The 24,154-nt window shown below is 59.1% G+C and carries 20 protein-coding genes, 1 other RNA gene and 2 pseudogenes; 5 read left to right on the top strand and 18 right to left on the bottom strand.

What is annotated here, in order from left to right; translation table 11 throughout:
• Nucleotides 1–5: 5 nt before the first annotated feature.
• The 7 genes and pseudogenes from L9B60_RS07765 to L9B60_RS07735 form a co-directional block, all read right to left on the bottom strand.
• Nucleotides 6–1,301: a restriction endonuclease subunit S gene (locus L9B60_RS07765; protein ID WP_249677800.1), complete on the bottom strand. Its 1,296-nt coding sequence runs from the start codon at nucleotides 1,299–1,301 to the stop codon at nucleotides 6–8.
• Nucleotides 1,301–3,691, bottom strand: a complete 2,391-nt coding sequence (locus L9B60_RS07760; protein WP_249677799.1) for a type I restriction-modification system subunit M — start codon at nucleotides 3,689–3,691, stop codon at nucleotides 1,301–1,303. Before L9B60_RS07760 ends, L9B60_RS07765 begins: the two co-directional genes overlap by 1 nt.
• Nucleotides 3,692–3,856: 165 nt before the next feature.
• Nucleotides 3,857–4,147 (bottom strand): annotated as a pseudogene (locus L9B60_RS07755) (transposase); the annotation flags it as partial.
• A 43-nt stretch (nucleotides 4,148–4,190) separates the two neighbouring features.
• Complete coding sequence (locus L9B60_RS07750; RefSeq protein ID WP_249677798.1) at nucleotides 4,191–6,008, bottom strand: hypothetical protein; 1,818 nt, start codon at nucleotides 6,006–6,008, stop codon at nucleotides 4,191–4,193.
• Nucleotides 6,009–6,152: 144 nt separating this feature from the next.
• Nucleotides 6,153–6,440: a hypothetical protein gene (locus L9B60_RS07745; RefSeq protein ID WP_249677796.1), complete on the bottom strand. Its 288-nt coding sequence runs from the start codon at nucleotides 6,438–6,440 to the stop codon at nucleotides 6,153–6,155.
• On the bottom strand, nucleotides 6,437–7,417 hold the full coding sequence (locus L9B60_RS07740) for an integrase domain-containing protein (RefSeq protein WP_249679683.1): 981 nt from the start codon (nucleotides 7,415–7,417) through the stop codon (nucleotides 6,437–6,439). The genes L9B60_RS07745 and L9B60_RS07740 overlap by 4 nt, the downstream gene beginning before the upstream one ends.
• A 906-nt stretch (nucleotides 7,418–8,323) precedes the next feature.
• A pseudogene (locus L9B60_RS07735) lies at nucleotides 8,324–8,975 on the bottom strand (tyrosine-type recombinase/integrase); the annotation flags it as partial.
• Between the two features lie 185 nt (nucleotides 8,976–9,160).
• Here L9B60_RS07735 and L9B60_RS07730 point away from each other — a divergent pair.
• Nucleotides 9,161–9,358: a hypothetical protein gene (locus L9B60_RS07730; RefSeq protein WP_249677795.1), complete on the top strand. Its 198-nt coding sequence runs from the start codon at nucleotides 9,161–9,163 to the stop codon at nucleotides 9,356–9,358.
• Between the two features lie 178 nt (nucleotides 9,359–9,536).
• Here the strand turns inward: L9B60_RS07730 and L9B60_RS07725 are convergent, their stop codons facing one another.
• The 8 genes from L9B60_RS07725 to L9B60_RS07690 form a co-directional block, all read right to left on the bottom strand.
• The gene (locus L9B60_RS07725; RefSeq protein ID WP_249677794.1) at nucleotides 9,537–9,995 is read right to left on the bottom strand and encodes an REP-associated tyrosine transposase; all 459 of its coding nucleotides are present in this window, start codon (nucleotides 9,993–9,995) and stop codon (nucleotides 9,537–9,539) included.
• A gap of 211 nt (nucleotides 9,996–10,206) precedes the next feature.
• Nucleotides 10,207–10,594, bottom strand: a transfer-messenger RNA (tmRNA) gene (gene ssrA, locus L9B60_RS07720).
• Between the two features lie 118 nt (nucleotides 10,595–10,712).
• A complete protein-coding gene (locus tag L9B60_RS07715; protein WP_249677792.1) occupies nucleotides 10,713–10,997 on the bottom strand; it encodes a PA2433 domain-containing protein in 285 nt (94 codons plus the stop codon).
• A gap of 170 nt (nucleotides 10,998–11,167) precedes the next feature.
• A complete protein-coding gene (locus L9B60_RS07710; protein WP_249677791.1) occupies nucleotides 11,168–13,978 on the bottom strand; it encodes an FAD-binding and (Fe-S)-binding domain-containing protein in 2,811 nt (936 codons plus the stop codon).
• The gene (locus tag L9B60_RS07705; protein ID WP_249677790.1) at nucleotides 13,975–14,646 is read right to left on the bottom strand and encodes a LutC/YkgG family protein; all 672 of its coding nucleotides are present in this window, start codon (nucleotides 14,644–14,646) and stop codon (nucleotides 13,975–13,977) included. The genes L9B60_RS07710 and L9B60_RS07705 overlap by 4 nt, the downstream gene beginning before the upstream one ends.
• Nucleotides 14,643–16,100, bottom strand: coding sequence for a LutB/LldF family L-lactate oxidation iron-sulfur protein (locus L9B60_RS07700; protein WP_249677788.1), 1,458 nt, complete (start codon nucleotides 16,098–16,100; stop codon nucleotides 14,643–14,645). The genes L9B60_RS07705 and L9B60_RS07700 overlap by 4 nt, the downstream gene beginning before the upstream one ends.
• Complete coding sequence (locus L9B60_RS07695; protein ID WP_249677787.1) at nucleotides 16,097–16,921, bottom strand: (Fe-S)-binding protein; 825 nt, start codon at nucleotides 16,919–16,921, stop codon at nucleotides 16,097–16,099. The genes L9B60_RS07700 and L9B60_RS07695 overlap by 4 nt, the downstream gene beginning before the upstream one ends.
• Nucleotides 16,922–16,966: 45 nt before the next feature.
• On the bottom strand, nucleotides 16,967–18,634 hold the full coding sequence (locus L9B60_RS07690) for a lactate permease LctP family transporter (RefSeq protein WP_249677786.1): 1,668 nt from the start codon (nucleotides 18,632–18,634) through the stop codon (nucleotides 16,967–16,969).
• A gap of 224 nt (nucleotides 18,635–18,858) precedes the next feature.
• Between L9B60_RS07690 and L9B60_RS07685 the strand changes: the two genes are divergently transcribed.
• Nucleotides 18,859–19,626: an FCD domain-containing protein gene (locus tag L9B60_RS07685; RefSeq protein WP_249677785.1), complete on the top strand. Its 768-nt coding sequence runs from the start codon at nucleotides 18,859–18,861 to the stop codon at nucleotides 19,624–19,626.
• Between the two features lie 153 nt (nucleotides 19,627–19,779).
• Here L9B60_RS07685 and smpB read toward each other — a convergent pair whose 3' ends face one another.
• Nucleotides 19,780–20,262 carry an SsrA-binding protein SmpB gene (smpB, locus tag L9B60_RS07680; RefSeq protein WP_249677783.1) on the bottom strand — a complete coding sequence of 161 codons (483 nt, stop codon included), beginning with the start codon at nucleotides 20,260–20,262 and terminating at the stop codon, nucleotides 19,780–19,782.
• Nucleotides 20,263–20,414: 152 nt separating this feature from the next.
• Here smpB and L9B60_RS07675 point away from each other — a divergent pair, with 152 nt between their 5' ends.
• Nucleotides 20,415–20,849: a type II toxin-antitoxin system RatA family toxin gene (locus tag L9B60_RS07675; RefSeq protein WP_249677781.1), complete on the top strand. Its 435-nt coding sequence runs from the start codon at nucleotides 20,415–20,417 to the stop codon at nucleotides 20,847–20,849.
• Nucleotides 20,842–21,147, top strand: a complete 306-nt coding sequence (locus L9B60_RS07670; RefSeq protein WP_249677780.1) for an RnfH family protein — start codon at nucleotides 20,842–20,844, stop codon at nucleotides 21,145–21,147. Before L9B60_RS07675 ends, L9B60_RS07670 begins: the two co-directional genes overlap by 8 nt.
• Nucleotides 21,148–21,212: 65 nt before the next feature.
• On the opposite strand, the gene L9B60_RS07665 is transcribed toward L9B60_RS07670, so the two are convergent.
• Nucleotides 21,213–21,740, bottom strand: coding sequence for an outer membrane protein assembly factor BamE (locus L9B60_RS07665; protein ID WP_249677777.1), 528 nt, complete (start codon nucleotides 21,738–21,740; stop codon nucleotides 21,213–21,215).
• A 98-nt stretch (nucleotides 21,741–21,838) separates the two neighbouring features.
• On the opposite strand from L9B60_RS07665, the gene fur reads away from it, so the two are divergent.
• Nucleotides 21,839–22,243, top strand: a complete 405-nt coding sequence (fur, locus tag L9B60_RS07660; RefSeq protein WP_249679682.1) for a ferric iron uptake transcriptional regulator — start codon at nucleotides 21,839–21,841, stop codon at nucleotides 22,241–22,243.
• Nucleotides 22,244–22,440: 197 nt separating this feature from the next.
• Here the strand turns inward: fur and recN are convergent, their stop codons facing one another.
• Nucleotides 22,441–24,114, bottom strand: a complete 1,674-nt coding sequence (recN, locus tag L9B60_RS07655) for a DNA repair protein RecN (protein ID WP_249677774.1) — start codon at nucleotides 24,112–24,114, stop codon at nucleotides 22,441–22,443.
• Nucleotides 24,115–24,154 lie beyond the last annotated feature (40 nt).

Here is a 24,154-nt window from a genome sequence, read left to right as displayed (position 1 = left end):
ATTCCCTAAATGACCTTGATCTTGCCTGTGACAGCCGCATTGATCAGGCAGGTTTTGTATTCCTTGAGTGTGTCGATCTGGTCTTGCTTGATTGAAATGGCAGCTTCGAATCTGGATGCAAGCTGGTCGAGGTGCGCAACAATTTCTCCCTGTTCTACTTGGGGAGGAATAAGCAACGGAATATCCATGAAGCTGTCAGTGTAAAGTCGGTAAAAGCCCTCAACGATACCGCGAACGCGCAATCTGAGCTCACCAAGGTATTTAGAGGTTTTGAACAGTGCTTCATAATATTGACTCGACGCACCATCAACGAAGGGTCGAAACACTGAGTAATCTGGGCTAACTAGGCCCTCCATAGGCGCAATGGAAAAAACGGCGAGGTGTGCTTTCAGACGATTCAGTACGAGGTCGCCTACACGAACAAGTTTTGCGCCTTCATAGCTTTCAGAAACCAACGACTTTTCAACGAGGTTGGCAGGAACAAGCCCCAGTTTCTGGCTCATCGAAAGGTGCTGCTCCGTACCCTTCGCCGACCTTTCATTAATTTCGACAAACATGTGTTTGTTGCGCTGCACCGCCCAATGTGCAGGGATTTGGCCGATCCAGTCAATTCCGCTGTCTTTCATCGGGGTATCGGGGTTCAGGCCACGGGTGACGGCGTGTTGGATCAGGATCTGCTGCCGCTCGCGCAACAGGGCGATTTGCTGTTCCTTGATCCGCACTGCCTCATCCACCCCCGCGCATTTCTCATCTAGGAACTTCGTAATGGCGCGTTGTTCTGGGAGGGGCGGGACAATCAGTTTAAAGGCTTTGATCACCTGCTGGCTGATGTTTGGCTGCCCTCCACCGTATGCGTCAGCCAAAATATAGGTTCGCATCGCAAGGAGCGAATAGAAGGCGAAGTCAGAAGTTACGACATCGCTTTCAGCAAACACGCAGCATGCTTGGTTCGTTGTGGCCGAGATTTCCAGCTTTCCAAGCTTGCCAATCGTCGCGCCATACATTGCCATTACAAGACTGCCAGGCGGATAAACCTTAAGTGTTGAGAATTTCCTCAATGCCAAGGGTGAGATTGTCTTGTTCGTGGACGTGATAGATCCATCTGTTAGATCGCCTGTTTGCAACCAAGAGATGCCGCCACCGTAAAACACTGCCTTCCCTGTATCAGGTGTAGTTCCGCTCCCAACTTTTTGAAATGCATGTGAGACCTTCCATACCTGCCAGTGCGCTGGAATCTTTGGCGCAATTTCAAGGTGTGTTTCCTTATAGCGTTCATATGCCGGATAGGTTGCCGTCCCCATCACACCGCTCCCGCCAATTCCGCCATCTTCACCCCCAGGATATCGGCGATCAGGCCATCGGCCTTTTGCTCCAGCGCCAGAATATCCTGTGTCACTTCGGCAAGGCTGCGTAGGGGTTTGTGTCGATAGAAGTATTTGTTGAAGCTGATCTCATACCCAATCTTGAAGCCGTCCCGGTTGATCCAAGCTTCATCTACATGCGGCTTCACTTCGGCGCGGAAATAGTGGTGGATGCTGTCTTTCAGCGGCACAGACTCGGTATCGCGCAAATCGGTGCTGCTGGCATAGGTCAGATAGCTGCCATCGGGCTGCTTATACAGGCCAAAATCGTCCAGATCAGCCACGTCGCAGCCCAGACGCGTGGCCACCGATGCTAGCTCGGCCGCCGTAAAACACAGGGATTTGTCGATGACCTTGGCTGCGTCTTCGGCATACCAGCTGACCGCGTTCAGGATGGCGTTTTTTTCGGTCGCCGATAGCTTGATTTTGCGGGTCTTCAACACCTTGGCGACCTGCTCGCTGAAGGCGTTGAAATCGTCGGACTCCTCGGTGCCCATCGCCTGCATCAGTTGCAACCCCACGTCGATCAGATCGCGCTGGGCCACCCATGACGCGGTATCGACCAACTTAGCGCGCTGTTTGGTGTTCAGCGTAATCTCACGCTCCTCGCACCAGGCCTGGATCGTCTTAGCCTGGCCTTTGAGGAGGCCAGGCTCGTATACCTTGACGCCATGTTCTGCCCAGAGCTGTTCCATCGGTTCTCGCAAGGATTTGTCAAAGCGCAGGACCTCCAGCCGTTCGGCACTGAACTGGGCGCGGCGGCGGTCGGGACGTTCGATGGTGACCTTGTGATAGCCGAAATCGCTGTTGTCAAAGATCTGCACCGCGATGCCGAAGGGGTCGTTATTGGCGTCGACATGCCGTTCGATGGGTTGGAAATTGAGGTAAGCGGTGATGATCTCGTCGATATGTTCGGGGGCGAACTCACAGTTCTTGTCGCCAAGGTTTTTACGCAGTTTGCGGAACAAAAGGTTGGCGTCTATCAGTTGCACGCGGCCCCGACGGTCGGCGGGCTTGGCATTGCTCAGCAGCCAGATATAGGTGGTGATGCCGGTATTGTAGAACAGATTATTCGGCAGTTGGATGATGGTGTCGAGCAGGTCGTTTTCGATGATATAGCGGCGGATGTTGGATTCGCCGCTGCCTGCATCGCCGGTGAAGAGGCTGGAGCCATTGTGGACCGATGCGATGCGTGAGCCGATGGCGCTGTCTTTGGTGGATTTCATCTTGCCCACCATTTCCATCAAGAACAACAACTGGCCGTCGCTGGAGCGGGGGGTGGCATCTTGGACCTCGACGGTGCCCCAGTAATCGGCCAGCGGCACCTTGAAACGGGGGTCGATGACGTCCTTGCCGTCCTTGATGTATTTCAACTCGCTGTTCCAACTCTTGCCGTAGGGCGGGTTGGACAGCATGAAATCAAAGCGATGGGCGGCGAATTCGTCTGTGGACAAGGTGGAACCGACCTTGATGTTCTCGGGGTTGTTGCCCTTTATCATCATGTCGGATTTGCAGATGGCATAGGTCTCGTCGTTGATTTCCTTGCCGTATAGGTAGACGTCGCCGGTGGCCTTGATCTGGCCTTCGGGATCGATGACGTAGTTCTGAGATTCCGTCAGCATGCCGCCGCTGCCGCATGCGGGGTCATAGATGGTCATGACGGGGGGCAAGCGGTCCTTGATCGGGTCGAAGATGAGGTGCGTCATGAGGTGGATCACCTCGCGCGGGGTAAAATGCTCGCCTGCCTCTTCGTTGTTTTCTTCGTTGAACTTGCGAATCAGTTCTTCAAAGACATAGCCCATGCCGAGGTTGCTGAGAGCCGGGAGAGTGTTGCCGTCCGGGTCTTCGACCTGGTGCGGCGTGAGGTTGATGTAAGGAGAGATGAACTTTTCCAGCACATCCAGCAGGACCTGCTTGTTAGCCATGTGCCGCATCTGTTCCAGCAGCTTGAAGCGCGAGATGATCTCTTTGACGTTGTCGCTGAACCCGTTCAAATAGTCTTCCACGTTGGCCAGCAGTATCTGTTGGTTGTTAGTGGCGGTTGCATGCAGCAGCTTCAGTGTCCATTTGCTCGTGTTGAAGAATACGTAGCCAGAGGCCGCCTTTAGCGGTGCATCGTCCAGCTCAGTCGCCTTCATTTCGCCTTTCTGAAAGCGGACCTCCTCCAGGACTTCGGCCTTGGTGGGCTCGAGGAGAGTATCGAGGCGACGCAGAACAACCATCGGCAGGATGACGTCACGGTATTTGCCCCGGACGTAAACGTCGCGAAGGCAGTCATCCGCGATAGACCAAATGAATGAGACAAGTTTGGTATGTGCGTAATGGTTCATGGGGAAGGGGCTATTGTCCTGGTGTCAAAGGGGCGCTACGTGTAGCTGAACGGCCGGAAACCCGCCATTATCCATGAGCGTTACAGACTCGGCCACCGTGGTGTTCTTACTTGTCAAATCCATTGAAGGAGACCCATGAATACGAACATCCGGTGAGGTTTGGACTCTGTACGAAACCAGCTGTCGTAAACACCGCAGCGAACAGTCCAGCGAGACCATCGCAGAAAAGCTGTCCGCGAGGTTGTCGTAGCGGTTACCAATCAGATGGTTGTCTTTCAGCCAGCCGAACATCCGCTCAATGATGTCTCGTCTCGTGTATTGGGGCTTGTTGAGCCGGCGGGGTGCAGCGGGCTTTGGCTTACGTATCATCTTGCGCAGCGGGATGACTGGCTGCATTCGATAACGGTCAGAGTGCTGACGAAATGCCTCTGCGTTATAGCCCTTGTCGGCAACCAGCCTTTACTGGGTCAGTTTTCGGTCAGCGGCAACAGTCACACCGTCATTCCTGACATATCACGCAGCCGAAAGCTCCAACCTCCGTACAGGCAGCAAAGAAAGACGACAATAACCAATAGAGCTGGACGAAGTAGGGGCTTGCAGTGTGACCCGCTGCGATGTCCTGAAACGCTTTCTCAACCGCGCCCTTGCTAAGGGATGAGGTCACGATGGCCACCCGTTTGAAGGTGTGAGGGGCATTCCTGCAAAACTCCACTGCAGTTCGAGAATCTGCGGTTGTGCCTCGGCATGTGCGATGAATGCCTGTTTTTACCCTGTTGTTGGTATAAAGCCGATTCCATCGCGCGAATTTCTTGGTCATAGCCGGTGCGGGCAAATTGAGATTGCCCAGGTTTTTGATAGCCTGGCTGACAGAAACGTGGAACGCGCTCGCGCCGAGAGTCAACTCCCCGTGCTTGGCATGGTAGAAGGTGATTCTTGGAGAGGCTGGATCCGTTCGGAAGCCAATGAAATCAGCCCATTCGTCACCAAGATCATCGCAGACCATAACATCGTCTTCGGGCGCGACCGTCGATAGTACTGCGCCGAACGTGGAGTCAAGATCGAACGTATGATGGACAGCGGTAAAGGCACCTTTCTCGTCCGTGACATTAGCCAGCTCTGCATTGCCGAAGAGGTAGCCCAGGAACTGATTGCCACCGTTCACCAAGGAGTCGTCCTGGTAAAGGTTGCCGTCCAGATAGGCAAAGCGAGGCTGGTCGAATAGGACAATGTACGTGTCTTCTTTGTCGATGAACTGCTTAAGCAGAACGCGACCTTCGTCCGCTCCTAGAGCGAACTGTGTCTCCTCGACATAGACATCGGCGAGCAGAGGTAGCGTGAGGCGTTTCAAGGCGATTCGCGTTTTGTTGATCGCGAGTTCGCCCACTTCGACGCCTGTTGCAAGCTGGGACACGAGCAGTTTGCCGGCGGCGTTTTTGGCAACTCCCAAGACGTCTGTCAGCTCTGCGAGTATCGGATCGACTTCTACTTTTGGCAGCTCCCGATAGCCACCTCCGTCCCGCTTGACCAAACGAATAACTTTGTCGTCAAAGATGGCCTGTCCGAGGATGGCGGTATCAACCGCAAATTGGGTAGGGCTAGCCGTCAGATCCGATAGCTCCAGCGGTCGCGCGAAAGCTGCCAGAAAAGGGGAGGACGATGGCCTTCCAGGTCGAGGGTGCAGGCGGTCAATGATACTGCAGGCATAGTCCACCAGTTCCAGATAGCCAGCACGATCCGCTCGAAGTGAAATCCGGCCGGTTCGCGGTGTTGTTGAGAAGTGCTCGTCCGCCTCTGTGAAGCTGTAACCCAGCGGGGCAAATCGAGCCGAGGAGGCCATGCCCACATTATTCTGGAGGTTCTCGCCCTCAAGTGTCTTGCTGCGCAATGCAAAGCGGGACAACGTCATATGGCGCAGCCGAACCCGGGCAAATACTGAATCCTTGCTAGTGAGTCCACGGTCAACATCTTGGGAGCTGATGCGCTGCAGGTGTCGCTTGGTGAAATCTGCGGGGACGTCGATCTGGGATTTGAAAATGGCGACGTAATCACGGTGCTCGACGATCAGCAAATATCCGGTTACTCGGTCGATTACGTCGTCAGCGCCAGGTAGGAAAGCTGGTGTCTTGTCGAATTGAAAGCATAGAGCAGACCAGATTGATGCCCCGTGGGCCTGCCGTATGAAAGAGAAGAGGTTGTTCGAGGGAGATGTGTGAGCACATCTGATCGTTCGGAACAACGCCGTGATTGCGCCCATTGTGATCGGAGTTTTTCGGCGATAGAAGTAGCAGGATTTGCTGGATTGAAGCTCATCGATCATGTCCGTTTCCCTACGGCAAGGGGTAAAACGTGGAGTCCATCAACTCGATGAGGGTAGCCCAATGCCACTAAGACTGTATAGATGGATAAGCTTTGACAGAGCTGACCTGTTTGGATCGTCTGTAGTCGGTCGTGACTATCAAAATCAGATCCTCTCTCTGGGAGGCAAAGTCCATGATTTTTCTAAACGACGAACGATCAGCCGCACGGTCAGCAAATAGTAATACCGCGTCGCGTCGTTGCGTCGATCTAGGCGATGTTCAAGGAACCAAACCACATGCTTTCTCTGCCAAGCCCAAGGCGTTTTTCGCTGCCAGCGCTCTGCAATTTCAGTCTGGATGATTTTCGCCTGTCGCACATGGCGTTGCCGGGTTGCGTGCGAGCCGGTCAGCACGCCAGCCAAAAACAGCTCCATATCGAATGGCTTACTCATGACCACCCTCCAATGTACGCGGCGACCACGTCGATCCGCCCGTGCCCCAGCTCATAGCTGATTTGCCTCCAGGCCTCACGATCAAGTTGCCTATCTGCCCGGCAACATTGGCCGCCGTTGATAGGCGCCCGGTGTTGAGTAATTTGCTCATAGCGCTCACACGCGTACGCCGCTCGTAGCTCATGGAAGCCTTTGAGGTTGTGCGCATGCAGGATGGCCCGCGCAGGGCGGATGATTTTTTGCACAAGATTCAGGTAGCTTTCGTGTGGCGCAATCAGGTTGCGGCTACCCACAGGCGACACCTGCCGTGCAAACCCAAGCGCCTCGCGAACATGGCCGTCCACCGCAATCCAACGTGGCGCAGAGGCGCCAGCGCGGCCGCCTTTCGTGCCGTCCTGGATGTTGATCCTGCCTAGGTCCTTAGCCTCACGGCTTAGCCGTGGCAGGTCAGCCAAGATGGCCTCACGCAAGCGCATGCCGGTGGCTCGCGCCAACAGAACAATCGCGGCGGCCCGTAGCTGATGTTGGCTGCAAAGCGCATCGACTATCTGCTTAACCTGTTTGCGGTCTTGACCCTGCGGCACTGAATGTCGAACCCCAGTGCGCTGCATACCCAGTGCCTTGCTCGGGCTTGGCAACTTCACATACTGATCACCGCGAAGCGCCGCCATGGTCCTGTTAACGCTGGATAGCCGATTTTGCGCGGTGCTGACGGCGAGGTCACCGCGCCCAACCACGTCGCGCAGATGCGCCGCATAGTCGGCCAACACCTTCCGATCAATCTGTCGTGCATCATTGATACCGGGCCCCTCGTCGGAACGACACCACTTCACGAATGCCTGCCAGCGATCACAGTGCGCCTTGACGGTGCCGTAGTGGCCTCCGCCGAACATGTCTATTAGCGCCTGAGGTCCTGCGTAGCTCAACTGCCTGCCGTAGCCGAAATTGCGGCCATCGCGCCTAGCCACCAATGCCATGTCGGTCACCTCATCTTCCGCTCTCCGATTCTCGCCCCACGTCATCCCGCCAAGAATGCTGAGTGTTATCAGGGATCAAGGCCCCTGCGACCTGTGGGGAATGTCCACTACGCGGGAATGGCGGCTCCTTACGTCCGGGAGCTAGGGCATCTCATGATCTGGCCTCCTGAGCACCGTTACCGGTGGGCGGGTGGAGGTAGCATGGGCTGACGAGCCCAGTACCTAAAGATCCTGAGCCAGGTGCAAGCAGCAATGCGATGACCGGGGCATGGCTGACTGCCAGTCACGTTTCGTCCATTCCTTGATCTGCGGCACCATCATCTACATGGCTGTTGCTGGTGACATCGGCGTTTGTCACGCCGATGTCACGAGGGGAATGCCGCAAAGCCATGTGCGATCAGGGCTGCAGCAGTGGTAGAAGTGCCCGCCTTTTTCCAGTAAAAAGAGACGGGCACAGGTTGGCGCAATATTCGGCCAAGCGGATAGGTTGCTGCAGGACAGCGAGGTACGGTGTGTCTGGCGCACGAGGGCCATATGTGTAAGAGCATCCATCTCCGGAGAGGTGACCGGGCGAGCTACCAAATGCTAATCGCCCTCGGGGAGAACCACCACTAGAGCTGCGTGACCTTTAAGGTTCAGGTCACCTGGGGTGCTGTCATCGACAGCGCTTGCACGGCCAGTTCTAAGCCTGTGGATAAAGCCGGTCAAGGGCCGAAATTCGGCGCTCTTGGGGACGTGAAAAGCGGTTATCCATCGGTGGAGTTCCGTGGTAAATCCCGGACAACGTCGTAGCTTTTAGCTCTTCAAAGTGAGGTCCATCCAAACAGGGCGGCATTGCAGCCCTGTTTGGATGGACCCGCGCTGACAAGCGGATAAGCGAGGCTGCTTTCCCTGAATCTTGAGTGCTCAGTTGCTGTCGCCGCCGTTATTGCGCCTGTATAGGCGGATCGGCACCACGTTCTTGTCTCTGACTTGGCCGTATGCAGAGGCAAGCAGGCTGCCGGTGGCGGCTTTCTGGATGTACTCACTCCACCAAGCCATCATCGGACGCCGGCGTTCGATGTAGTCGGCTCGGTTGTAGGCGCTCCGCACTTCATCCTTATCGACGTGCGCCCGTGCGACCTCAACGAGCTCCGGATCCCAGCCATGCTCATTCAGGATCGTGCTCGCCATCGAGCGCAAGCCGTGGCTGACTAGGCGGTCCTGAAAGACCATACGTTTCAACACCATGTTGGCGGTCTGGCTATTGGCATGGGTGCGCGGACTTCTATCTGCCTGGAATACGTATTCCCTGTGGCCACTGTGGGGATGAGCGTCTCCAATAGCACGAGTACCTGCTCGGTCAGCGGGATGCTGTACGGACGACGCTTCTTCATACACGCCGGCGGGATGGTCCAGATGCGTTGGTCGAAGTAGATGTCTGCCCTTCGCGTGGTTCAGGCTTCGGTAGGGCGGGTCATGGTATGCAGGTCACGTTCGATAAAGCAGTGGGCCGTTTTTTTGGCGGCTGCATTTCGATTTCTATAATGAGCTCGGGAAGATCTTCTGGCGAAAATGCAGAAAAACTATCTGTCTCGGTCTCTTCGGATTCCGTCTAGCCGCCACAGAGTAGGGCCCCCAAGGTATTTCTAAAATCTATCTGTCGGGCAGGGGTACCTATTGATTCTGGCAGTCAATCAGCGTGGCAAATGGCCACTCTGCAAGATATGCTCTGCGGCCCTCATATCTGGATAGGAATCCAACATGAAACTCAACATCGCGCTTTTGCTCTTGGCTGTCATAGGCCTCTCTGGTTGCGTGCAAACCGCTTACAGCAAAAGCATTGCTGTCACCAAGGACGCCCATGGGAATGTCGTACAGACTGTAGAAACCGAGACGGTTACGCAGCCGGGTCAAGGCTATGAAATGCGCCTTGAGAAGATAAAGGGTGTGCAGCGCTGAGGGCTCCTTAGGGTTTGCAGTTGGAGATGTTTGCCCCCATCAAATTGCCTTTGTTACGACGGGCCTCTCGCCGGCAAGCCGTGCTCCCACGGGGTGGGGTGGTGGGGATTTTATCTTGGATTCGCCCCCGCATTGTGTGAGTGCGGCTTGCCCGCGATGTGGCCCTCAACGGCGCCAATCAAACCCAGATTGCATCCCACATCGAATATTGACCCAGCTTCTTCACCAGGCCTGCACGAAGCGGGTTCGCGATGATGTATCGCGCGACTGCCTTAACGTCTTCGTCCCGACGCAGTGCTCGATCATGAAAGCCTTTTTGCCAAAGGGGGCCTGTCCGCTGTAGATGGCGGTTGAGGTTGACGGTTGAGCGCGACTTCATTCTGCCGATAACTTTGGGCAGGTCTTCCAGGTGGAGTTCGATTAGCCAGTGAAGGTGGTCGGGCATGATGACCCAGCATAGGGAGTCGGCCTCGCCTGTTTGTTGGGCTTTTTTGAGGGCGTTGATGATGGGGCGGGCGGTGGGCCAGTCTTGGAACAGGGGTTGGCGTTCGAGGGTGGCCAAGGTGATGAGGTAGAGGCGGTTTTCTTCGCTGTATCGACCGATGCGTAGGCGGTGTGATTGGGGTGGGGTTGGCATTCCTTTGCCCTCCTTTGGTGTTGAGAGGGGAAGGGTAGCTTTGGCACTGGTGTCAGGTGAGATTGGATTGCGGCGGGGTATTTCTGGGGTGTCCGGGAGGGCCTTTTCGCGGGCAAGCCTTGCTCCTACAAAAGCCAAGCCCCCAAAACCATCACCCACAAAAAAGGCACCTGCGATTTCTCGCCAGGTGCCTTGTTCGTACTGCTTTGTTTGGTGGAGCCGGGGGGATTTGAACCCCCGTCCGCCAGTACTCCGCTGTCGGTTCTACATGCTTAGCCGTGTCTATTGAGTTAACCCTCGGCCGCCCGACGGGCAGGGTGCTTCAGGCGAGTTGTGTAAGTTTTAGGCGCTTCGTCCACAACGTACTAGGCGACGATTCTGTTCTATATGACAATCGCTTCAGGTTTACAGACATCCCCTAACGATTGCTGGAGCCGAAGCTACCAGAAGTGCGACTAGGCTGCTTACGCAGCTAGTTGAGCACCGTAATTGTCATCATTGGCAATTATAGAGTTTTGCAACAGTGGATTTACGAGTCCTGTTACCTACTCGGCATGCCCCTAGAGTTTCGCAACCGGCGTCGAATCCTAATCGGCCCCGCTTTCTAGCTCTCGCCCGGTCGCGTGAGCGACCGAGGCGTGTAGTGTACGTCAAAGCGTTGGCAGAGTCGACCGTCTGTCTTGCTCAATGCAGTGCGAGGCGGCCAGGGCTCTGATTTTACTTGGCGCCGCCTTCGGTGCTGTTGGTTTTTTCGAAGTCTTGCAGGATGCGCGTGGACAGGGCGATGCAGGTTTTCTTGTCGCCGCTGGTTTGGGCGGCGTGGGCTTTTTGCAGGTCTTCCTTGTTGGTTTCGAACAGTTGGGCCGAGGCGGTGCCGGCGGTTTTGTCCTGGTCGTCGATTTTTTGCAGGTTGGCGGCGCACAGGTCGTCGGCGGCGAACGCCGGGGAGGCCAGCAGGGTAGCGGCCATGCACAGGCCAGTCAGGGTGATCATGCGTTTCATGGGTGTGTCCTCGTGCTGCGATGACGGGGGAGGGGGCCTTTTTGATGCCCATGAAAAATGGACTGTGGGGCTACACAGGGGTTCTATTTTTCTGCGCGGGATAGTGTGAAAAAGGCCGCTTATTTGCAACAAAATCCTACAGGGGCAGGCGCCCCCGCAGGACGTTTTGCTCAGGCGTGCCGGGCCTGGGTCACGCGGTCTACCAGGTACACCAAGCCGTGATAGTCGATGCCGCCATGGTTGCTCAGGCCAATCTCGCAAGTGCGGCTGGTGGAGATACCTTCGTCGCAATACTGCACGGCGTCTTTCAGGGTGCGCAGGGCGTGGGCGTTCAGCTCGGGTGTGGTGAAGCCTTTGTCGCCGGCGAAACCGCAGCAGTGGATGCCTTCGGGGATGACCACCTGTTTGCTGCAGCGCCGTGCCAGGTCGATCAGCGCCTGGCTTTCGCCCAGGTGTTGGGTGCTGCAGGTTACGTGCACGGCGATGGGCGCGTCTTGCGGGGTGAAGTCGAGTTTGTCGAGCAGGTGGGTGCGGATGAAGCGCACCGGGTCGTACAGGTCCAGGCGGGTTTCTTTCAGGTCCTGGACCAGGCGCAGGGTGCAGGGGCTGGTGTCGCAGTAGATGGGGTCGAGGCCGCCGCGGCTGGCTGTTAGCAGGGCGGCGATGAGTTCCTGGCGTTTGTGTTCGGCTTGCTCGGGGTAGCCTTTGGAGGCGAAGGGTTGGCCGCAGCACAGGCTTTCTTGATCGCTGGGAAACACGACTTGGTAGCCGGCTTTTTCCAAAAGGCCGCGGGTTTTGTCGAGCAGGGACATTTGCTCGCGGTCGCTGGCGGCGGGGCCCATCACGCGGGATACGCAGGCGGCCAGGTACACCACTCGGGGGCGGGCGTCTTCCACGGGGGGGCTGATGCGAATCGCGCGCTCGGGTTGCGGCATGGCGGCGGTCCACAGGGGTACGCGGCCCTTGGAGGCTTTGTTAAAGCCGGCGGACCATTTGCTGAGCCTGGGGGCGCCCAGGAACATGCGCGCGCCGTTGGCCACGTGCAGGCCAAAGCGTACGCCTTGTAAGGCGGTGGCAAAGTTGTCGGCCAGCAGGTTGGCGGCCTTGACGTTGCTGGCGGCCTGGGCGCGCAGCTTTTTGATCAGCTCGCCGGTGTTGATACCCACCGGGCAGCGTTGGGCGCACAGGCCGGTGGCGGCGCAGGTGTCGATGCCTTGGTATTGGTAGTCTTTTTCCAGGGCGGTGGTATTGATGCCCTGGCGTTTTTTCGACTGGATGTCGCGCCACATCACGATGCGTTGGCGTGGGCTCAGGGTCAGGCCTTTTGAGGGGCACACCGGCTCGCAAAAACCGCACTCGATGCACTTGTCGACGATCTCGTCGGCGGCGGGCATCGGCTTCAGGTTTTTCAGATGGATGTGTGGGTCTTCGCTGAGTACTACGTCAGGGTTGAGGATGCCGGTGGGGTCGAGCAGGCGTTTGAGTTGCCACATCAGCTGGTAGGCGTCATGGCCCCACTCCAGTTCCACGAACGGCGCCATGTTGCGCCCGGTGCCATGCTCAGCTTTTAGTGAGCCGCCGAACTCCACGGCCACCAGGTGCGCGACGTCTTCCATGAAGGCTTGGTAGCGCGCCACTTCCTCGGGGTTGTTGAAGCCCTGGGTGAAGACGAAGTGCAGGTTGCCCTCCAGGGCGTGGCCGAACAGGATGGCTTCGTCGTAGTGGTGCTTGTCGAACAGTGCGATCAGGCGGTTCACGCCGATGGCCAGTTGTTCCACGGGGAAGGTCACGTCTTCGATGATCACCGTGGTGCCGGTTTGGCGCACGGCGCCGACGGCGGGGAAGGTGTCTTTGCGGATGGCCCACAGGCGGGCGTTTTCCACTGGGTCTTCGGTGAAGTCGACTTGTTTCTCTACCGGAAAGCTGGCCACGGAACTCATGATTTGCGCCAGTTGTTCGTGCAGCAGGGCTTGGCTGGCGGCGCGGGATTCGATCAGCAGGGCGCAGGCGCCTTCGCTCAGTTCGCGGACGAAGGCCGGCATGCCTTTTTTATCCTGTACCGAGCGCAGGCTGCGACGGTCCAGCAGTTCGACGGCGGATACCGGTTGGCTTTTCAGGACGGTGACGGCGTTGCAGCAGGTTGCCACGTCGGGGAACACGATCAGCGCCGAGGCTTTGTTGGGGTGGTCGATGACGGTGTCGTAGGTGACGGCGCTGATAAAGCCCAGGGTGCCTTCAGAGCCCACCAACAGGTGGCTGAGGATATCCAGCGGTTCGTCGTAGTCCACCAGGGCGTTCAGCGACAGGCCGGTGGTGTTTTTCAGGCGGTACTTGTGGCGGATTCTGGCAGCCAGTTCGGCATTGGCCCGCGTCTCGCGTCCCAATCGGCCAAGCGCTTCGAGCAACGCGCTATGGCTTGCGCGAAAGGCCGCAATGCTGGCGGCGTCTTCGGTGTCGACGCGGGTGCCGTCGGCCAGTACCAGGCGCAGGCCGGCCAGGGTGTGATAGGTGTTTTGCGCGGTGCCGCAGCACATGCCGCTGGCGTTGTTGGCGACGATGCCGCCGATTTTGCAGGCGTTGATCGAGGCCGGGTCTGGGCCGATCTTGCGCCCGAACGGAGCTAGCCAAGCGTTGGCCTGGGCGCCGATCACGCCCGGTTGCAGGCGGATCTGCGTGCCTTGCCCGCGAATCTCGCGGCCGTTCCAGTTGTCGCCCAGCACGATCAGTACCGAGTCGCTGATGGCCTGGCCCGACAGGCTGGTGCCGGCGGCGCGGAAGGTGACGGGCACCTGTTCGCGGTGGGCGAGTTTGAGCAGGGCGACCACTTCGTCTTCGGATTCGACGCGGATCACCAGCTTAGGGATCAGCCGGTAAAAACTGGCGTCGGTCCCAAAGGCCAGGGTCGATGTGGCGTCGTCAAAGCGGCGCTCGGCCGGGATCAGGCGGTGGGCTTCGCTGAGGAAGCCTGCGGGTAGGCTCATTGGTCCTCCAAAATCAGCACCACCAGGTCTTTCGGGCCGTGGGCGCCGTAGGCCAACACCTGCTCGATGTCGGCCGTTTTCGATGGGCCAGAGATTAACAGGGCATTGGTGGGCATGCCGCCGGCCCACTGGAATTTTTGCTGCACTTCATAGAAGTTGTTGTGGATTTCGCTGGCCTTGAGCAGGGCGAAATGCACCGGCGGCACCAGGCTCATCAAGCGCGGCTCTTCCCGGTTGGGCCACAAAATCAGGCTGCCGGTGGCGGCGATTGCGCCTTGGGTGGCGGTGAGGCTGGCCGGGGTGTCGTTGAACAGCTCGGCTTTCCATTCTTCCACCGGGCGGTCGTAGGCCTTGAGCGTTGGCAGCTCGTCATTCGCCGCCCAGTGCGCCGTCAGTTGCTGGCCGTGGGGCGTGCTGGGGGCGATCAACAGGCTGGGCAACTGGCGATCCTTGAGCAGTTGCGCGACCAGCGCGGGCCAGTTGGCCGAGGTGCTCAGGTGGATCTCGGTGTGCACCGCTTCCATCAGCTTGCGCAGTTGATCGATGCGCTGGGCCTGTGGGTAACTCCAGCGCTCGGTCACCAGCGCTTCATCGAAGTTATCCACAACCGGGGTGGTGCCTTCCAGGCTTTTACGCAGCTTGGCGAAGATGTTCTGTTTCGCGCTCATCCGCGGTCTCCCTGTTGGCCCAGGTGCGCGCGGGCCATGTCATGCAGCGAACGCGCGGCGGGTTTCGGCGCGCTGTGGTTTTGTGTCCAGGGGCCAACGTTGCTCGGCGTGAGGTTGCGCAGGCGCGTGGCGAAAAAGCCGAACAGGCGGTACAGCGCAGGCGTGCTGTTGAGCCAGGCCCAGGCGTTCCAGATGAACCGCTCCTTGCGTGAGTACTTGCTGCCTTGGCCGCGCATCACGGGGTGGGGGCTGTTCGGCGCCTTGACGTTTTCTTCGCGCAGGCGCCGCAAGATGGCCGGGATCGGGATTTTCACTGGGCACACTTCACCGCACGCGCCGCACAGTGAAGAGGCGCTGGGGTGATCGGGCACTTTGGCCAGGCCGACCATGTGCGGGGTGATGATTTTGCCGATGGGGCCGGGGTACACCTCGCCGTAGGTGTGCCCACCCACGCGGGTGTACACCGGGCAGTGGTTCATGCAGGCGCCGCAGCGGATGCAGTTGAGGGTTTGGCGCAGTTCGCTGTCGGCAAAGGCCTGGCTGCGGCCGTTGTCCAGCAGTACCAAGTGCACTTCCTGGGGGCCGTCCAGCTCATGGGCCTTGCGCGGGCCAGAGATCATGTTGACGTAGGTGGTGATGGGGATGCCCAGCGCCGAACGGGTCAGCAATGACAACAACGGCACGGTGTCGCGCAGGTTTTCGACGACCTTCTCGATGCCGGTCACGGCGATGTGCACGGGCGGCACGGTGGTCGACATGCGACCGTTGCCTTCGTTTTCCACCAGCAGCAGGGTGCCGGTCTCGGCCACCGCAAAGTTGACCCCGGACACGCCGATGTCGGCGTCGAAGAATTTCTGCCGCAGGACCCTGCGACCGATCTGAATAAGTTGGTCGACGTCCTTGGTGTATTCCACGCCAAGTTTGTCGTGGAACAAGGACGCGACCTGACCGGCATTCTTGTGGATCGCCGGCATAATAATGTGAGAGGGCTTTTCGTGGTCGAGCTGGACGATGTATTCGCCCATGTCCGATTCCAGGCATTCAATGCCCTGAGCCTCGAGAGCATGGTTCATTTCCATCTCTTCGCTGACCATCGATTTGCCTTTGACCACTTGCCGCGCCTCGTGAGCCCGGATGATCGAGAGGACGATGCCATTGGCCTCGTCCACCGTTTGCGCCCAGTGCACCTTCACACCGTTGCGAGTCAGGTTCTGCTCCAGCTGCTCGAGCAAGTCGGGCAGCTTGGATAATGCCCTTGCGCGGATCGCGTTGCCCAGCGCGCGCAATTGCTCACGCTCCTCGGCATCGCTGAAGGCAATGGCGCGCTTGCTCATCAGCGAGTCCATGGCCGTGCGAAAGTTGTTGCGCAGCTGTTTGTCGCCCAGGGCCTTGTGGGCCCGTTCGCGGAAGTCATCTTCCACTTGGACGGCAGGGATGCGTGCCTGGGAGTTCATCGGGCGCCCCCCGTCCGTTGCCAGAGGAAGGTGGCCAAGTGTTGCCCACGCAGTGCTTCGCGCTGTTTTTCCAGGGAGCCGTTGATGTTCATCAGGCAGCCGCAGTCTGCGCTCAATACCTGATGGGCACCGGACGCTTTCAGGTTGCGGGTTTTATCCGCCACCATGGCTCCGGAAATGTCTGGCATTCGGACGCTGAAAGTCCCACCAAAGCCACAACATTCGCTTTCGTGGCTGTGCTCCACCCGTTCGACGTTGCCCAGTTGTGCCAGCAGGGCGCGACCATGCAGGTGGGTGTTCATTTCGCGGCGAGCCGAGCACGAGGTGTGCAGGGCGACCTTGACCGGTGCGCCGCTGTCTTTGAGCTGCACCTTGCACACGTGCAGCAGGAACTCGGCCAGCTCATAGGTGCGTTCGGCCAGGTGTTGCACTTGGCGCAGGGTGTCGGGCTCGTTTTTGAACAGGTCGGCATAGTGCTCGCGCAACATGCCGGCGCACGAGCCCGAGGGCACCACCACCGGGTAGTCACCGGCAAACAGCGCCAGTTGCGAGCGCGCCACTTGCCGTGCCTGTTCGGTGTAACCGCTGGTGTAGGCCGGTTGCCCGCAGCAGCTTTGCCCTTGGGGGAAGTGCACGCGGATGCCTTCGCGCTCCAGCAAATGGATCGCGTGCATGCCGGCCTCGGGGTAGAACAGGTCGACCACGCAGGTGCCAAACAGGTACACCTGCGCAGGTTTCACGCTGGGGTACTGGCGCGGCTGCGCTATCGGCGGTGCCACGCGGGTGGCGTTGGGCACGGCGTTGTAAAAGAGCTCGCTCATCAGGCGTATCTCCGATCTTTTTATTCAATCACGGTAAAACAACAATCAGTGCACCAGCATGCCGGTGAACACGTAGGCCTGGGCCAAGGTGATCAAGCCAACGATGGTGGCAAAAAACAGGCTGTGCTTGAGGGTGAAGCGGAACAGGTCCGACTCTTTGCCCACCAGCCCGGTCGCGGCGCAGGCCACGGCGATTGATTGCGGCGAAATCATTTTGCCGGTCACCCCGCCACTGGTATTGGCCGCCACCAGCAGCACATCGCTCACGCCGATCTGGTGGGCGGTGGTGGCTTGCAGTGAGCTGAACAGCGCGTTGGACGATGTATCTGAGCCGGTCAGGAATACCCCCAGCCAACCCAGGAACGGCGAGAAGAACGGGAACGCTGCGCCTGTTGCCGCCAGCACCAGGGCCATGGTCGAAGACATGCCCGAGTAGTTGGTGACGAAGGCGAAGGCCAGCACCATGCCGATCGACAGGATCGGCCAGCGCAGCTCGTAAAGCGTTTCTTTAAAGGTGGTAAGACCAATTTTAAGGTTGATCTTCAGTACCAGCATCGAAACCACGGCCGACAAGAAGATCGCGGTGCCGGTGGCGGCGATCGGGTCCAGCTTGAAGATGGCCGCGATCGGCGTGGGCGTGGCCACGATCGGCAGGGTCTTGATCACCAGTGCATCCAGGTGCGGGATGGCAAAGCTGAACACCGTGGAGTACATCGCGCCGCCCGCGGCAAACATCGCCTTGAACGGTTTAAGGGTCCAGAGGGTGACCAGCACGGTCAGGATCAGGAAGGGCGACCAGGCCTTGAAAATCTCCCCTAGGCTGTAGGGCGTTGGCGTGGAGCCTTTGTTCAGGCTGCCGACGACTGCGGCGCCGGCACTGGCCGTGGCGGCGCTGCGCTTTGGTTGCCATACCTTGAGGAACAGTGTCAGGGCAATCAGGCTGACCAGCGCGGAGGTGATGTCCGGCAGTTCCGGGCCAATGAAGTTGGAGGTAAAGAACTGGGTGATGGCAAAGCTGGCACCGGCCACCAGCGCGGCTGGCCAGGTTTCTTTCACGCCGCGCATCCCGTCCATCATGAACACCAGCCAGAACGGCACGAACACCGACAGCAGCGGTAATTGCCGGCCCGCCATGGCGCCGATCTTGAACGCGTCGATGCCGGTGACCTGGCCTGCGACGATGATCGGAATGCCCAAGGCGCCAAAGGCCACTGGGGCGGTGTTGGCGATCAGGCACAGGCCGGCGGCGTACAGTGGGTTGAAGCCCAGGCCCACCAATAGCGCGGCGGTAATGGCCACTGGTGCGCCAAAGCCTGCAGCACCTTCCAGGAACGCGCCGAAGCAGAAACCGATCAGCAACACCTGCAGGCGTTGGTCGTCGGTGATCGACAGCACCGAGCTGCGGATGATCTCGAACTGCCCGCTCTTGACCGTGAGTTTGTAGAGGAACACCGCCGCCACAATGATCCAGGCGATCGGCCACAGGCCGTAGATAAAGCCGTAGCCAGCGGCGGCAATGGCCATGTCGGCGGGCATCTGGAAGGCGAAGATAGCAACCAGGATCGACAGCACCAAGGTGATGGTGCCGGCCACATGGCCTTTGAGGCGAAACACCGCCAGCGCCAGGAAGAAAAATACGATCGGAATGACGGCGGCCAGTGCGGACAGGCCAAGGCTGCCGAGTGGGCTGTAGAGTTGTTGCCAGGTTTGCATTGGGATGGCCCCTAATTATTGTTGGTCAGGCGATTGGCTAAATTGGTAATACCAATTTACAATGGCTAGACGCTAGAGTAGAGGCCCTGCCATTGGTGTGTCAATTTGTGGCCCTGAAACTTTAGTCGTGGGTGGCTCAAAAAAATCGGCGAGCGCAGCCAATCGGGCGCCGATAGTCCAGAATAGGTGCCCCCGGCATGCAGCCGGGCGAGTGGGGAGTGGGTATGGCTTTTGATCAGGTCCGACAGCGCCGTTTGTCCGACGACATCGTCGAGCGGCTCGAAGGGATGATTCTTGAAGGGACCTTGCGCGCCGGCGAGCGCTTGCCAGCCGAGCGCGCGCTGGCCGAGCAGTTCGGCGTGTCGCGCCCGTCGCTGCGTGAGGCGATCCAGAAGCTGGCGGCCAAGGGCATGCTGGTCAGCCGCCAAGGCGGTGGCAACTACGTGGTCGAGTCGTTGGGGTCAACGTTCAGTGACCCGCTGTTGCAGTTGTTGGAAAACAACCCGGAGGCCCAGCGCGATCTGCTGGAGTTCCGTCATACGCTGGAGGCGTCCTGCGCCTATTACGCGGCATTGCGGGCCACCGACGTGGACCGTGAACGGCTCAAGGCAGCGTTCGATGCACTGCAGGAGTGCTATGCCCGGGCCGATGAGGGCGGGCGGGCCGAGGAGGGGGCGGCGGATGCGCGTTTCCATTTGGCCATTGCCGAGGCCAGCCACAACGCGGTGTTGCTGCACACCATTCGTGGGCTGTTCGATTTGCTCAAGCGCAACGTGGTCACCAATATCGGCGGCATGTACAAGCAGCGCAGCGAGACGCGCGACATGCTGATCAGTCAGCACCGCGAGTTGTACGACGCGATTATCGAAGGGCGCGCCGAGCAGGCACGGGAGATCTCCAGCCGGCATATCTTGTATGTGCAGGAGGTGTTGGAGGAGGTGCGCCAACAGGTGCAGCGGGTGGCGAGGGCGGAGCGGCGCAAGGGGCTTTGAGCGTTGGTTGGGGTTGGCCCTCACCCCAGCCTTCCCCTTCAGAAGAGGGGGCAGACCCTGGGTGTACCCACGATCTGCAAACGGCACAACTCAGCCCCCTCTTCTAAGGGAGAGGGCTGTGTGGGGCGAGGCGGCTGGCAGCTTAAGCCTGGCCTACTCTTCCTTGCCCTTGGTCCGCACCGCGCGATGCAGCTCGCGATCCGAATCGCGCTCACGCTCGGTGTGGCGCTTGTCGTATTCCTTCTTGCCCTTGCCCAGCGCGATCTCGCACTTGATCAGGTGCTTGCTCCAGTAGATGGACAGGCATACGCAGGCGTAACCCTTTTGCTGTACGTTGGAGAACAGCTTCTCCAGCTCACGCTTGTTGAGCAGCAGTTTACGGGAGCGCACCGGGTCGGCGATGACATGCGTGCTGGCCGTGGTCAAAGGGGTGATGTGGCTGCCAAGCAACCAGGCTTCACCGTCCTTGAGCAGGACATAGCTGTCGACTAACTGGGCCTTGCCGGCGCGCAGACTTTTTACTTCCCAACCGGACAGGACCAGACCGGCCTCGAACTTGTGTTCGATGAAGTAATCGTGCCGCGCCTTCTTGTTCTGCGCGATAGTCCCTTCGGGGTGTTTCTTTTGTTTGGCCATAGGGGGCGCATTATAGGGAAGGCTCGCGCTGTCGGCTACGGTATTGCTGCGTGCTTGAGCCTGCGCCGTGAATCCCGGACAATGCCCGATCTTTTTTGATCACCTGGGCCTGGTTGTTGTCGACTGAAGGTACCGGAGGAAGTGACCCGCACATGAGCACACATATTCAACGATCGGCCCTGTTGCCCTACCCGGCGCAGGCTCTGTACGACCTGGTGAACGACGTGGCGCGCTACCCCGAGTTCCTTCCCTGGTGCTCGGGCAGCACGGTGCTCGAGGCCAGCGATGTGGCGATGCGGGCAAAGGTGGAAGTGGCCAAGGCCGGCCTGACCCAGCACTTTGTTACCCGAAATGTATTGGTGCCTGGCCAGTCCATCGAGATGAACCTGGAAGAAGGCCCATTCAAGAAGCTGCACGGGCTTTGGGTGTTCAAGCCATTGGGCGAGAAGGCCTGCAAGATCAGCCTGGACTTGACCTTCGACTACGCCAACGCCCTGATGCGCGCCACCTTGGGCCCGCTGTTTGACCAGGCCGCCAACACCATGGTCGATGCCTTCTGCCAGCGCGCCAAGCAGATGCATGGCTGAAACCATGATCGATGTCGAAGTGGTGTACGCCGCCGTCGACCGGCAAGTGTTGCTGACCGTTGCCGTGGCGCCGGGCTGTACCGTGAGCGAGGCCGTTCGGCTGTCGGGCATTGCCGATCAGTTTGTGGGTGAGGATGTGCTGGCGTTGCCCGTGGGGATCTACGGCAAGGTGGTCAGTGATCCGCACGTGCGTGCAGTGGAGGAGGGTGATCGCATCGAATTGTATCGCCCGCTGTTGGCCGACCCGATGGAGGTGCGACGTTTGCGCGCAGCCAAGGCCGCCAAGAATCGCCAGTAGCCGCGCCTGAAGAATGTTTCACCCATAAAAAAGCCCGGCGAACCGGGCTTTTTTGTGCCTGCAAATTACTGCGGGCTGGTGTCCAACGGCGTGGGCGTCGGCACCGGCGTGGTCTTGACGTCGTCGACGCTGCGCTGGATATCATCCAGCAAGCTGCCAGGCTTGGGCGGTGCCTCGGCCTTGGGCTTCTCGGCGTTGTCAGCCGGCTGCGCGGCAGGCGCTGCGCCGTCCTGGCCCAGGATAGCCTGGTCCTTGCTGACGCCGGGCATGAAGTCGCCGGACAGGCTGGACAGTTGATCATTTCCATTAAAGAAAATGCTCATGCGTTCCTGCTGGCGCTCGCCGCCACCCGGTTGCATGCTGTACAGGTAATCCCAGCGGTTGGCATGAAACGTGTCGACCAGCAGGGGGTTGCCCATGATAAACCGTACTTGCCGACGGGTCATTCCCGGGCGTAACTGGTCTATCATGTCCTGCGTGACGACATTGCCCTGCTGGATGTCGATTTTGTAAACCCCGGGGAATGAACAACCGGCGAGTGCGAGCAGTCCCACAAGGGTGAGGCTGGTTAGCAAGTGCTTGGTGTTTTGCATCGGTGGGCGACTTCCACTATCTTGGCTGGGACAACGTAAACCCCGATCATACCCGCATTAAGAGAAGCTGCGAAGCAGCATCGGCGAGAAAGCTGACCATGGTTGAAAATAGCGAACTACGTAAAGCCGGCCTCAAGGTGACACTGCCTCGAGTCAAGATTCTTCAAATGCTCGATTCCGCTGAGCAACGTCACATGAGCGCCGAGGATGTCTACAAGGCGCTGATGGAGGCGGGCGAGGACGTTGGGTTGGCCACGGTTTATCGTGTTCTGACTCAATTCGAAGCTGCCGGGCTTGTGGTCCGCCACAATTTCGATGGCGGCCATGCGGTATTCGAACTGGCCGACGGTGGACACCACGACCATATGGTTGATGTGGACTCTGGCGAGGTTATCGAGTTTTTCGATAGCGAGATCGAAAAGCGTCAGAAAGAAATTGTGGTTGAGCACGGCTTCGAGCTGGTGGATCACAATCTGGTGCTTTACGTTCGCAGAAAGAAGTAAGCGCCTACTCGGTGCTTGACGAGCAAAGGCGGCCCTAGGGCCGCCTTTGTGCGTTTTGGTTTGCGGGAAGCATTCGCCTATAGGGATCGATGTGCCCTGCCGCAGCGGACTTTTCCGCGAAGGCCGCGCCGCGGTAGGCCTGGTGCACCGCGTTGAGTTTTTCGCGGATGAATCCGCTCTTGCACGCGTTGTTGCTTTTAGATCTTCGCTGTTACCACCATCTTTTTGGCGTGGGCCAACGACTCCTTGGTCAAATCGATACCGCCCAACATTCGCGCCACCTCCTCAACCCGCTCAGCCTTGCTCAAGCTCGACACTGCCGTGCGCGTCTCGTCGCTACCGCGCACCTTGTGCACGAACAGGTGGTGATGGCCTTGGGCAGCAACTTGCGGCAAGTGCGTCACGGTCAGCACCTGGCCGCGCTCACCCAGCCGGCGCAGCAGTTGGCCGACGATCTCCGCCGTAGGGCCGCCGATGCCCACGTCCACTTCGTCGAACACCAGGGTGGGCACGCGCGAGGTTTGCGCGGTGATCACCTGGATCGCCAGGCTGATGCGCGACAGCTCGCCACCCGAGGCCACCTTGGCCAGCGGCTTCATCGGTTGGCCGGGGTTGGCGCTGACCAACAGCTCTACCTGTTCCAGGCCGTTGGGGTGCAGGTCGCCGTTGTCGTTGATGCGCAGTTCGATGGTAAAGCGCCCGCCTGGCATGCCCAGGCGCTGGATTTCCTGCTCTACCGCCGATGCCAGTTCGGTGGCAGCCACCTGGCGCAGTGCGCTCAACTCCCGTGCTTTCTCTTGATAGTGGCGGGCGTAGGCCTTGAGCTCGTCGGCCAGGCGCTCGATGGACTCATCGTTGGCGGCCAGGCTTTCTATTTCGTCCAGCAGCTTTTGCTGCAGCGCCGCTACCTCAGTGGGGTGGATGCGGTGTTTGCGCGCCAGGGTATAAATAGTGTCCAGGCGCTCTTCCAGCATTTGCAGGCGCGCGGGGTCGGCGTCGAAGTTGTCCAGGAAGCGGTTCAGTTCGCCTACCGCCTCTTCCACCTGGATTTGCGCGCTGCTGATCATGCTGGCCGCTTCATTCAGGGCGTGTGGCGCGTTATGAATGGCGTGCAGGCGGTTCAGGCTGGCCGTCAGGGCGCTGAGCACGTTGCCCGAGTCGTTCTCGCTGCAGTGGTCGATGACCTGGCGGCAGATGCCGAACAAGGCTTCGGAGTTGGTCAGGTTCTTGTGCTCCTGCTCCAGCAACTCCAGTTCGTTTTCACCCAGGTTGAGGTTTTCCAGCTCTTCCAACTGATAGCTGAGCAGTTGGTGACGGGCGCGCTGCTCGTCGCCGGAATTGGACAGGCGCTCGTGTTCCTGGCGCGTTTGCCGCCATTTTTGCGCGGCCAATTGCACCTGGCGGGCGAGGTCGGTGGCGCCGGCGAACTCGTCGAGCAGGCGGCGATGGGTGTCGGTTTTCAGTAGGGACTGGTGTTCGTGCTGGCTGTGGATATCGATCAGCAGTTCGCCCAGGGCCTTGAGGTCGCCCAGCGGGCAGGGCGAGCCGTTGATGTAGCCGCGCGAGCGCCCTTCGGCGGTGATCACCCGGCGCAGGATGCATGGGCTGTCGCTGTCCAGGTCACGCTCGGCCAGCCAGGTACGGGCCTCGGGGATGTCGTCCAGGTCGAAGGTGGCCAGGATGTCGGCCTTGTCGGCGCCGGGGCGCACCACGCCACTGTCGGCCCGGTCGCCCAGGGTCAGGCCCAGGGCGTCGAGCATGATCGACTTGCCCGCACCGGTTTCGCCGGTGATCACGCTCATGCCGCGGGCGAGTTCCAGGTCCAGGTGTTCGACGATGGCGTAGTTGTGTACGGACAGGTGCACGAGCATTGGGCAGCTCCCCAGGCTGAAAAGGTCTGGTTATTTATAC

Source organism: Pseudomonas abieticivorans (genome assembly GCF_023509015.1).
GTDB lineage: Bacteria > Pseudomonadota > Gammaproteobacteria > Pseudomonadales > Pseudomonadaceae > Aquipseudomonas > Aquipseudomonas abieticivorans.
Note: the sequence above shows the minus strand (reverse complement) of the source record. Positions and strands in the feature narration are given on the sequence as shown.

Excerpts from the sequence above, each read along its gene's own strand:
- L9B60_RS07730 (WP_249677795.1), top strand. The coding sequence starts at position 9,161 with ATGAAACTCAACATCGCGCTTTTGCTCTTGGCTGTCATAGGCCTCTCT.
- L9B60_RS07740 (WP_249679683.1), bottom strand. The coding sequence starts at position 7,417 with ATGGCATTGGTGGCTAGGCGCGATGGCCGCAATTTCGGCTACGGCAGG.
- L9B60_RS07690 (WP_249677786.1), bottom strand. The coding sequence starts at position 18,634 with ATGCAAACCTGGCAACAACTCTACAGCCCACTCGGCAGCCTTGGCCTG.
- L9B60_RS07765 (WP_249677800.1), bottom strand. The coding sequence starts at position 1,301 with ATGGGGACGGCAACCTATCCGGCATATGAACGCTATAAGGAAACACAC.
- L9B60_RS07760 (WP_249677799.1), bottom strand. The coding sequence starts at position 3,691 with ATGAACCATTACGCACATACCAAACTTGTCTCATTCATTTGGTCTATC.
- smpB (WP_249677783.1), bottom strand. The coding sequence starts at position 20,262 with ATGGCCAAACAAAAGAAACACCCCGAAGGGACTATCGCGCAGAACAAG.
- L9B60_RS07685 (WP_249677785.1), top strand. The coding sequence starts at position 18,859 with ATGGCTTTTGATCAGGTCCGACAGCGCCGTTTGTCCGACGACATCGTC.
- L9B60_RS07675 (WP_249677781.1), top strand. The coding sequence starts at position 20,415 with ATGAGCACACATATTCAACGATCGGCCCTGTTGCCCTACCCGGCGCAG.
- L9B60_RS07700 (WP_249677788.1), bottom strand. The coding sequence starts at position 16,100 with ATGAACTCCCAGGCACGCATCCCTGCCGTCCAAGTGGAAGATGACTTC.
- L9B60_RS07745 (WP_249677796.1), bottom strand. The coding sequence starts at position 6,440 with ATGAGTAAGCCATTCGATATGGAGCTGTTTTTGGCTGGCGTGCTGACC.
- fur (WP_249679682.1), top strand. The coding sequence starts at position 21,839 with ATGGTTGAAAATAGCGAACTACGTAAAGCCGGCCTCAAGGTGACACTG.
- L9B60_RS07750 (WP_249677798.1), bottom strand. The coding sequence starts at position 6,008 with ATGATCGATGAGCTTCAATCCAGCAAATCCTGCTACTTCTATCGCCGA.
- recN (WP_249677774.1), bottom strand. The coding sequence starts at position 24,114 with ATGCTCGTGCACCTGTCCGTACACAACTACGCCATCGTCGAACACCTG.
- L9B60_RS07670 (WP_249677780.1), top strand. The coding sequence starts at position 20,842 with ATGGCTGAAACCATGATCGATGTCGAAGTGGTGTACGCCGCCGTCGAC.
- L9B60_RS07725 (WP_249677794.1), bottom strand. The coding sequence starts at position 9,995 with ATGCCAACCCCACCCCAATCACACCGCCTACGCATCGGTCGATACAGC.
- L9B60_RS07695 (WP_249677787.1), bottom strand. The coding sequence starts at position 16,921 with ATGAGCGAGCTCTTTTACAACGCCGTGCCCAACGCCACCCGCGTGGCA.
- L9B60_RS07715 (WP_249677792.1), bottom strand. The coding sequence starts at position 10,997 with ATGAAACGCATGATCACCCTGACTGGCCTGTGCATGGCCGCTACCCTG.
- L9B60_RS07665 (WP_249677777.1), bottom strand. The coding sequence starts at position 21,740 with ATGCAAAACACCAAGCACTTGCTAACCAGCCTCACCCTTGTGGGACTG.
- L9B60_RS07710 (WP_249677791.1), bottom strand. The coding sequence starts at position 13,978 with ATGAGCCTACCCGCAGGCTTCCTCAGCGAAGCCCACCGCCTGATCCCG.
- L9B60_RS07705 (WP_249677790.1), bottom strand. The coding sequence starts at position 14,646 with ATGAGCGCGAAACAGAACATCTTCGCCAAGCTGCGTAAAAGCCTGGAA.